Source organism: Acinetobacter sp. AKBS16 (assembly GCF_002899995.1).
Classification (GTDB): Bacteria; Pseudomonadota; Gammaproteobacteria; order Pseudomonadales; family Moraxellaceae; genus Acinetobacter; species Acinetobacter baumannii.
Genome location: NZ_POYH01000091.1, coordinates 113,384 through 122,126 on the forward strand (window position 1 = coordinate 113,384; position 8,743 = coordinate 122,126).

Annotated in this window: 7 protein-coding genes and 1 pseudogene; 7 read left to right on the forward strand and 1 reads right to left on the reverse strand. The window is 42.6% G+C overall.

Going from position 1 to position 8,743, the window contains the following annotated elements:
- Window positions 1-854: 3-(3-hydroxy-phenyl)propionate transporter MhpT (mhpT, locus tag C1642_RS16830; RefSeq protein ID WP_103236627.1), on the reverse strand; the 854-nt coding region annotated here is incomplete at its 3' end.
- A gap of 247 nt (window positions 855-1,101) precedes the next feature.
- Here mhpT and C1642_RS16835 point away from each other — a divergent pair.
- The 7 genes and pseudogenes from C1642_RS16835 to C1642_RS16865 all read left to right on the forward strand — a co-directional run.
- Entirely contained in the window at window positions 1,102-1,941 is an 840-nt protein-coding gene (locus C1642_RS16835; RefSeq protein ID WP_171068709.1) for a p-hydroxycinnamoyl CoA hydratase/lyase, read from the forward strand.
- Window positions 1,942-1,978: 37 nt separating this feature from the next.
- A complete protein-coding gene (locus C1642_RS16840) occupies window positions 1,979-3,430 on the forward strand; it encodes an aldehyde dehydrogenase (RefSeq protein WP_103236614.1) in 1,452 nt (483 codons plus the stop codon).
- 82 nt (window positions 3,431-3,512) lie between these two features.
- Window positions 3,513-5,399, forward strand: a complete 1,887-nt coding sequence (locus C1642_RS16845) for a feruloyl-CoA synthase (RefSeq protein ID WP_171304719.1) — start codon at window positions 3,513-3,515, stop codon at window positions 5,397-5,399.
- A gap of 73 nt (window positions 5,400-5,472) precedes the next feature.
- The gene (locus C1642_RS16850) at window positions 5,473-6,612 is read left to right on the forward strand and encodes an acyl-CoA dehydrogenase family protein (protein ID WP_001119796.1); all 1,140 of its coding nucleotides are present in this window, start codon (window positions 5,473-5,475) and stop codon (window positions 6,610-6,612) included.
- Between the two features lie 81 nt (window positions 6,613-6,693).
- Window positions 6,694-7,944, forward strand: a complete 1,251-nt coding sequence (locus C1642_RS16855) for an OprD family porin (protein ID WP_002067494.1) — start codon at window positions 6,694-6,696, stop codon at window positions 7,942-7,944.
- A gap of 57 nt (window positions 7,945-8,001) precedes the next feature.
- Complete coding sequence (locus tag C1642_RS16860; protein ID WP_005139744.1) at window positions 8,002-8,538, forward strand: DUF3237 domain-containing protein; 537 nt, start codon at window positions 8,002-8,004, stop codon at window positions 8,536-8,538.
- 40 nt (window positions 8,539-8,578) lie between these two features.
- Window positions 8,579-8,743, forward strand: a pseudogene (locus tag C1642_RS16865) (PaaI family thioesterase); the annotation flags it as partial.

Here is an 8,743-nt window from a genome sequence, read left to right on the forward strand (position 1 = left end):
ACAAAGCTCATGCGTAATTTATCAAGCAATACGCCCATCAGAACCGAACCTAAAATTCCGCCAACGTTATAGCCCATCTGTACATAGTTCGCCTGTAGTTTTGATAAGCCTTGGGCACCCATCAGTAACGGCAACCAGTTCAACAAGAAGTAGAGCACCACCAATGTGCAGAAAAAACTTATCCAAAGTTGAATGGTCGACATACGTCGTTCTTTAGCAAATAAAACCTCAAAGAATGGCGTGGTTTGCTGTGCTTGAACTTTGCGTTGCAGGTAGTCATTTGACTCAGGTAAAAAGCGCATAATCAGTGGTATTAATAAAATAGGCGCAATCCCCCCGATATAGAAAATATGACGCCACTCTGCATCGCCTGCCAATGCCATGGCGACCACCGATGTCAGTAAGCCACCAAAAGGAATGCCGCTATACATCACACTAACTGCAGTACCTTTGTGCTGGTCAGGTACAGCTTCAGAGGCAAGCGTAATCATCATGGGTAGCGCCCCACCCATTCCCAAACCCGTACAAAAACGAATAAGCAGTAACAGACTAAAATTGGCCGCATAGGCGGTTAGCAAAGACATAATTCCAAAAAGTAAGATACTAAAAATCAGAATTTTCTTACGCCCGACAATATCGGCAAACCGACCACCTAATATTGCGCCTGGGAGTGTTCCCAAAATTGCAGCACTAAATGCCCACGCCATCTGGGCATTATCTAACATAAACTCAGCCCGCATTCGTGGAGCGGCTACCCCCATTGATTGAAGATCAAAGCCTTCAAAAATTGCTATGGCAAAGCACAGTAGCAACGTGATTTTTGCCCTTGAAGGCTGTCCTGATATTTTTTCCATTGTGTTGTCCTTTATTGACTAGTCGTTCCATTTAGCCCTTTGTGTATTATTTTTAAACACACCAAAAATATCAGTTAAACTTATTAAAAAATCAACATATTTTTATTTAAAATTATTTTTTAAAATAATTAATATTTAAAATACAACAAATTATAAAATATTTATGAAATTTTCCAAAAAAGACTTGAATGTAAGTTTAACTGATATTAGATTAAATCCCAGAACAGCAAAAAATCATTCAAGGAGTATGAAGATGAGTTATGAAAACCGCTGGGAAACAGTAGATGTTAAAGTTGAAAATGGAATTGCATGGGTCACTTTAAACCGCCCTGAAAAGAAAAATGCCATGAGCCCAACTCTCAATCGTGAAATGATTGATGTGCTTGAAACGCTAGAGCTTGATCAAAATGCCAAAGTTTTGGTTCTGACTGGTGCAGGTGACTCTTGGACAGCGGGTATGGATTTAAAGGAATATTTCCGTGAAGTCGACACTCAACCAGAGATTTTCCAAGAGCGTATTCGACGTGACTCATGTCGCTGGCAGTGGCAACTTCTTCGTATGTATTCAAAACCAACCATTGCCATGGTTAACGGCTGGTGCTTTGGAGGCGGTTTCTCACCTTTAGTGGCGTGTGACCTAGCAATTGCAGCAGATGAAGCAACTTTCGGTTTATCTGAAATTAACTGGGGTATCCCACCGGGCAACCTTGTAAGTAAAGCAATGGCAGATACCGTAGGTCACCGTGCATCTTTGTATTACATCATGACGGGTAAAACCTTTAGTGGTAAAGAAGCTGAAACCATGGGTCTTGTGAATAAAAGCGTACCGCTTGCCCAATTAAAAGCAGAAGTGACTGAGCTTGCAAATTGCTTACTCGAGAAAAACCCTGTGGTTCTTCGTACTGCTAAAAATGGCTTTAAGCGTTGCCGTGAACTGACATGGGACCAAAACGAAGATTACTTATATGCCAAACTTGATCAATGTATCCACCGCGATACTGAAAATGGTCGCCAAGAAGGTTTGAAACAATTCTTAGATGAAAAATCAATTAAACCGGGTTTACAGAGCTATAAACGTACTGGTTAACTTTTGATTCTTTAATGGCAATGTAAGGACGCAACCCATGCAAAATGTACAGTTACTTATTCACGGTCAATCTGTTGATGCATCAAATCAGGCAACTTTTGAGCGTATTAGTCCAATTGATGGAACGGTAGCAACTAAAGCTGCTGCTGCAACATTGGAAGATGTTGATCGTGCAATCGATTCGGCACAGCAAGCTTTTAAAGTATGGTCCAAACTCTCGCCTACCGAGCGCCGTTTACGCTTATTAAAAGCAGCCGATTTAATGGACCAAAAAACCGAGCAATTCATTCAAACTGGAATGCAAGAAACAGGTTCAACTGCAACATGGTATGGGTTTAACGTTCACCTTGCTGCCAACATGTTACGTGAAGCAGCAGCAATGACCACACAAATTGACGGGAGTCTGATTCCGTCAGATGTGCCGGGCAATCTTGCGATGGGTGTGCGAGTTCCTTGCGGTGTGATTGTAGGGATCGCACCTTGGAATGCGCCTGTCATTTTGGCAACACGTGCGCTTGCCATGCCTTTGGCTTGTGGCAACACCGTTGTATTAAAAGCATCTGAAGCCTGCCCAGCAACACATCGTCTCATTGGTGAAGTGTTACATGAAGCGGGTCTTGGTGAAGGTGTCGTGAATGTGATTACGCATGCCGCCGAAGATGCCCCACAAATCGTAGAGCGTTTAGTCTCTCATCCAGCCGTGAAGCGCATTAATTTTACCGGTTCAACCAAAGTCGGCAAAATTATTGCCGAGACTGCTGCTAAATATTTAAAACCTGTTTTACTCGAACTCGGTGGTAAAGCCCCGGTTGTGGTTTTAAATGAAGCTGATATTTATGAAGCCGTAAATGCAGTCGCTTTTGGAGCGTTCTTTAATCAGGGTCAAATTTGTATGTCGACCGAACGTGTTTTGGTTCAAGACAATATTGCCGACCAGTTTATTGAAAAGTTGATTGAGAAAACCCGTTCTATTCAGGCAGGTAATCCAACCTTAAAAGACAATGTACTCGGTGTTTTAGAAAGTCGCCGCGCTGCAAACCGTATTCAGCATTTGCTAGAAGATGCCCAAAACAAAGGGGCTGACTTACCTTTAGGCATTCATATTGAAGACACCACCATGCAACCGACGCTGGTGCTCAATATTAAACCTGACATGCTGCTTTACCGCGAAGAATCATTTGGACCTGTATGCACAGTTCAACGTTTTTCAAGCATTGAAGAAGGCATAGCACTGGCAAATGACAGCGAGTTTGGTCTGTCTTCTGCAGTGTTTAGCCAAAATATTTCACAGGCATTAGAAGTCGCTAAACAGATTGATTCGGGTATTTGTCATATTAACGGCGCAACCGTACATGACGAAGCTCAAATGCCATTTGGTGGAACAAAATCGAGTGGTTACGGACGATTTGGTAGTAAAGCATCTATTGCCGAGTTTACCGAACTACGCTGGATTACCATTCAAACCCAATCACGTCATTACCCGATTTAGTCAGGTTAATGCGAATACCGACAGATTAAATAAAAATTGCATGATGCAAAAAAATAAAGCGCAGTGATGCGCTTTCCATGGAGTGAAAGAAATGCAAATGAATGCCACTCAATCACAAGACCGCGAACGGTTCGTAAAATTAGGGCAACACGATATTCATTATTACTATAAAGATCAAACGCTCTATATCAGCCCAAAAGAGCAATTAAAACCGTATCCACAAAAACTGACAGATCGGTTAATTCATTTTGCACAAACCAAACCCGACCATATTTTTGCAGCAAAACGCAATGCTCAAGGCGAATGGGTCAAACTGAGTTATGCAGAAGTTCTACAACGCGCATGGCACATTGCTCAGGCTTTGCATGACCGTAATTTAAGCCAAGAACGACCACTCGTTATTTTAAGTGGTAATGATCTCGAACATTTAACACTGTCTATGGGTGCCATGCTGGCGGGTGTGCCTTTCTCGGCTATTTCCCCTGCCTACTCTCTGATTTCTCAAGACTTTGGCAAACTCAAACATGTGTTTGAAGTGCTCACACCTGGTATGGTTTATGCCAGCGATGGACAAGCTTTTGCCAAAGCCATTCAAGCATGTATTACATCCGACATTGAAGTGGTGACCAATAAAGGCATTGTAGGCGATCAGATCTGCACATCTTTTCAGTCGCTATTAGATACACCAGTTTCAAATGTTCAAGAGTTTTACCAAACCCTTGATGAAAACCAGATTGCCAAATTCTTATTTACGTCAGGTTCAACCAAATTGCCTAAAGCTGTACCGACCACACATTTAATGTTGTGTGTTAATCAGCAAATGTTATTGCAGACTTTCCCTGAGTTTGAAGAAACGCCGCCTGTCCTACTCGACTGGCTGTCTTGGCACCACACATTTGGCGGCAGTCACAATGTCGGCATCGCACTCTATAACGGCGGTACGATTTACATTGATGATGGCAAACCCGTTGCAGGAAAATTTGACGAAACCATTCGTAATCTCAAAGAAATTTCTCCAACAGTTTATTTAAATGTGCCAAAAGGTTGGGAAGAACTCACCGAAGCGTTAGAAAAAGATGAAGAATTAAGAGACCGCTTTTTTGCCAAAGTTAAAATTCTATTCTTTGCAGGCGCCGCGCTTTCAGAAGCGGGCTGGAACAGACTCGATAAAATTGCTCAGCAACATTGCGGAGAAAAAATTCGCATAATGAGCGGATTGGGCATGACTGAAACCGCTCCCTCTTGTGCTTTTACAACTGGCCCACGCGTGATGGCTGGCTTTATTGGTTACCCTGCTCCGGGATGTGAAATTAAGCTAGTGCCATGTGGTGACAAACTTGAGTTCTGTGTTCGTGGCAAACATGTCATGAAAGGCTATTGGCGCTTAAAGGCGGACCAGCAAAGTACTATTTTTGATGATGAAGGCTTTTTCCATACAGGCGATGCCGTTCGTTTGGTCGACATCAATGATCCAACCAAAGGCCTAATGTACGACGGACGAATTGCCGAAGACTTTAAACTCAATACAGGCACTTTTGTGAATGTCGGCACACTACGTAACAAAGTGCTCATTCAAGGTAATTTACTGATTCAAGATGTCTGCATTACAGGTTCAAACCTAAATGCGGTTGGCTTTCTGATTTTTCCAAAATTAGAAGCATGTACTCAATATGCAGGTCTTCAGCTTGGTGAACATTCTCAAGCAGAGATATTACAACACCCTAAGGTTCAGCAATGGTTCCGCCAATTTTTAACGACCTTTAATAAAGATGCGACTGGCAGTTCAAATACAGTCTCAATGCTTTATTTAATGACCGAACCACCTCAACTCGATGCAGGCGAAGTGACCGATAAAGGCAACCTCAATCAAAGCAGTATTACGAAACGTCGTGCCGCTTTAATTGATGAGCTTTATCAAAAGCAGACTGATAATCCGCTGATTATTCGGGTGCCCACCTTAAAACAATAAGCAATTGAAATAGAAAAGGAAGCTCAAACTTCGGTTTGGGCCTTAGCCTCACTTTTGCCAAAAAAGGTTCAACATGCCACACGATACAGAATTTGAACTATTTCGGGACAGCTATCGCAGGTTCTTAAAAGAACAGGTTGCTCCCTACTACGAACAATGGGAACACGATGGTCTTATCCCACGTGATCTATGGCTTCGTCTTGGGGAAAATGGTTTTTTGTGTGTTGATGTGCCTGAGGAATATGGCGGCTATGGCGCTCCTGTTCATTACTCCCTCATGCTGGTTCAAGAAACTGCTCAAGCGGGCTTTGCGTCTTTAGCTGTTGCCATTGGTGGGCAAAATGAGTTGGTCTCTCCTTATCTGCAAAATATTGGAACTGAAGAGCAAAAACGTTATTGGTTACCCAAAATGGTGACAGGTGAAGTCGTCACTGCAATTGCCATGACAGAGGCCAATGCGGGTTCAGACTTACAGGCTATACGCACTCAAGCCATTTTAGAAAATGGCCAATATCGTGTGAATGGTTCAAAAACGTTTATCTCAAATGGCTTGCATGCCGACCTGATCGTTCTGGTAGCAAAAACTGATCCTCAAGCCAAAGCAAAAGGTATTTCGATTTTTTTAGTTGATGCAGCTTTAGACGGTGTTAAAAAAGGCCGCTCTTTACAAAAAATCGGGCTGCATGCCCAAGATACAGCCGAACTATTTTTTGATGATGTTTGTGTGCCTGTAACTCAGCGTTTGGGTGAAGAAGGACAAGGTTTTGCTTATTTAATGCAAGAGTTACCTCGCGAACGTTTAAGCATTTCAATGATGGCTTTGGGGGCAATTTTAGGCGCCATCGAACTGACCAAAGACTATGTGCTGGAACGTAAAGCTTTCGGGCAACCTTTAAGCCAAATGCAAAACACACGATTTGTACTCGCAAATGCGCAAATCAAAGCCAAAGCCGCTCAAGCTTTTGTAGACCAATGTGCAGCGCTGTATCAACAACACCAGTTAAGCGTCACTCAAGTTGCCGCACTGAAATGCTTTATTACCGATGTCCAATGTGAAGTGATTGATCAATTACTTCAGCTTTTTGGTGGCTACGGTTACATGCAGGAATATCCGATTTCACGCTTTTTTGTGGATGCGCGGGTACAAAAAATTTATGGGGGAACCAATGAAATTATGAAAGAAATCGTCGCCCGAGAACTGCTCGGAAAATAATTCGATTTAAAAACCAAATAAGGCAGACACAACAACTATGCCTTGTTGAAAACAAAAAATGTTATTTCAGGAAGAAATGCTATGTCGAAATTATGGATGTACTCTACCCTTATGCTCTCAGGTTCAGTGTGGGCTGGCAGTTTTATTGATAACAGTTCAGTAGAACTCACCACGCGAAATTTCTATTTTGACCGCGACTACCAAGAGCAATCTGCTTACCCTGCTGCCAAGGACTGGACACAAGGTTTTATTCTTAAAGCCAATTCAGGTTATACCGAAGGGACTGTTGGTTTTGGGCTGGATGTGCTTGCAACGGCAGGCTTTAAACTCGATGCTGATGCCGAGCATGGCGGTACAGGAAACTTACCTAGAGACACGCGCACCAATGAGCCTGCCGACTCGTATGGCGAAATTGGGGTCACAGCAAAAGCGAAAATGAGCCAGACCGAGCTACGCATCGGTACGCTCATGCCAATGAATCCTGTTTTAGTAGCTTCACCCGCGCGTCTACTTCCTCAAACTTATCGAGGAATTTCACTAACCAGCAAAGATCTTAAAGATTTTGATTTACAGGCAGCCTACCTCGATAAAGTGAATCATCGTGATTCGACCAACTATGAAAAAATTAAAATTTCAGGGGTGAATGGACGATTTAAAGGCGCCGAAACTGATGGACTCTATTATTTGGGTGGAAACTATCAGTTTAATCCTGCACTCAAACTCACCGCTTTTTACATGGATGTTGATGATCTTTATAACCAAACCATGGTCGGCGCTTTACACCAACATAAAATTAATGACACCACTAATTTTAGCTCTCAATTACGTTACTACCGCAGCCGAGATGACGGACAAGCAAAAGCAGGCTTAGTCGATAATGATCTTTATCACGCGCATTTCGAACTAAAACATCAAAACCATAAATTTATTTTTGGGACTTTCCAACATCATGGCGACACCGCGTTTCCATATTTAACGGGAGGTGAAACGGGTCTACTCATTGATACATGGCCAGGCGAGTTTTTAAATCCAAAAGAAAAAGCCTATAGCTTCCGTTATGAATATGACTTTAAAGATTATGTTCCGGGTTTACGTTTTATGACCCGTTACACCACAGGTCACAATATTTATGCACCCAATTTAGGCGGAACCAATCTAAAAGAACGCGAAACAGACTTTGATTTAGGCTACACCATTCAAAGTGGCTGGTTAAAAAATCTAGGGTTACGCGCGCGCTACGCCATTTATGACAACAACATGCTCTCTACAGCCAATATCAAACCTGTAAACGAAACCCGTCTCAACATCGACTACACATGGAAATTTAAATAATTCAAAACCAGAGGTTCTGTCATAAATAGAACCTCTTTTTATTTCGGGAAATTCATCATGAAGAAAGTTGTAACGCTACTCTGCGGAATTTGTCTCATTGGCCTGACTCATGCCGAAACGCACTATAGACCTCCACCTATTCAGCTTGAGCCTTTAGCAAAATTTAGTGTTGATCTAAATGCACCTGTTTGGGAATTAGGCACCACCAGTGATGCTGGTAAACGCCGAATTATTCCCATTACAGGTGGGACATTCGAAGGTAAATCCCTTAAGGGCCGCATTTTAAATAATGGCGCAGATTGGCAAATTGTCGACAGTAAAGGACTAGCCATTATTGATACACGATATTTGTTAGAAACCGATGACGGTGCGCTTATTTACCTTCAAACCAAAGGTTACCGCCATGGCTCGGCAGAGACGCTAAAACAGCTTGCCCAAGGCAAAGATGTCGACCCGAAAAACTACTATTTCAAAATTACCATGCAGTTTGAAACCAGCTCACCAAAATATTCATGGCTCAATCAGACCGTTGCGGTAGGCAGTGCAATGCGCTTGGGTAAAGCAGTTATTTATGATGCCTATACCCTGAAATAATAATTTTTATAACACCTACAAAAAGGATGGAGCCTTCATTATGGATCAAAAAACTTTAGAACACTTACCGCCCATCCATCACCATTTGGGTGGACATAATATCCATTGGAATGACCAAAACACTGAACTCACCATCCACTACACGGCGCTAGAAAGCTTTACCAATCCACGCGGCACCGTTGAAGGCGGCATGATCTGCGCCATG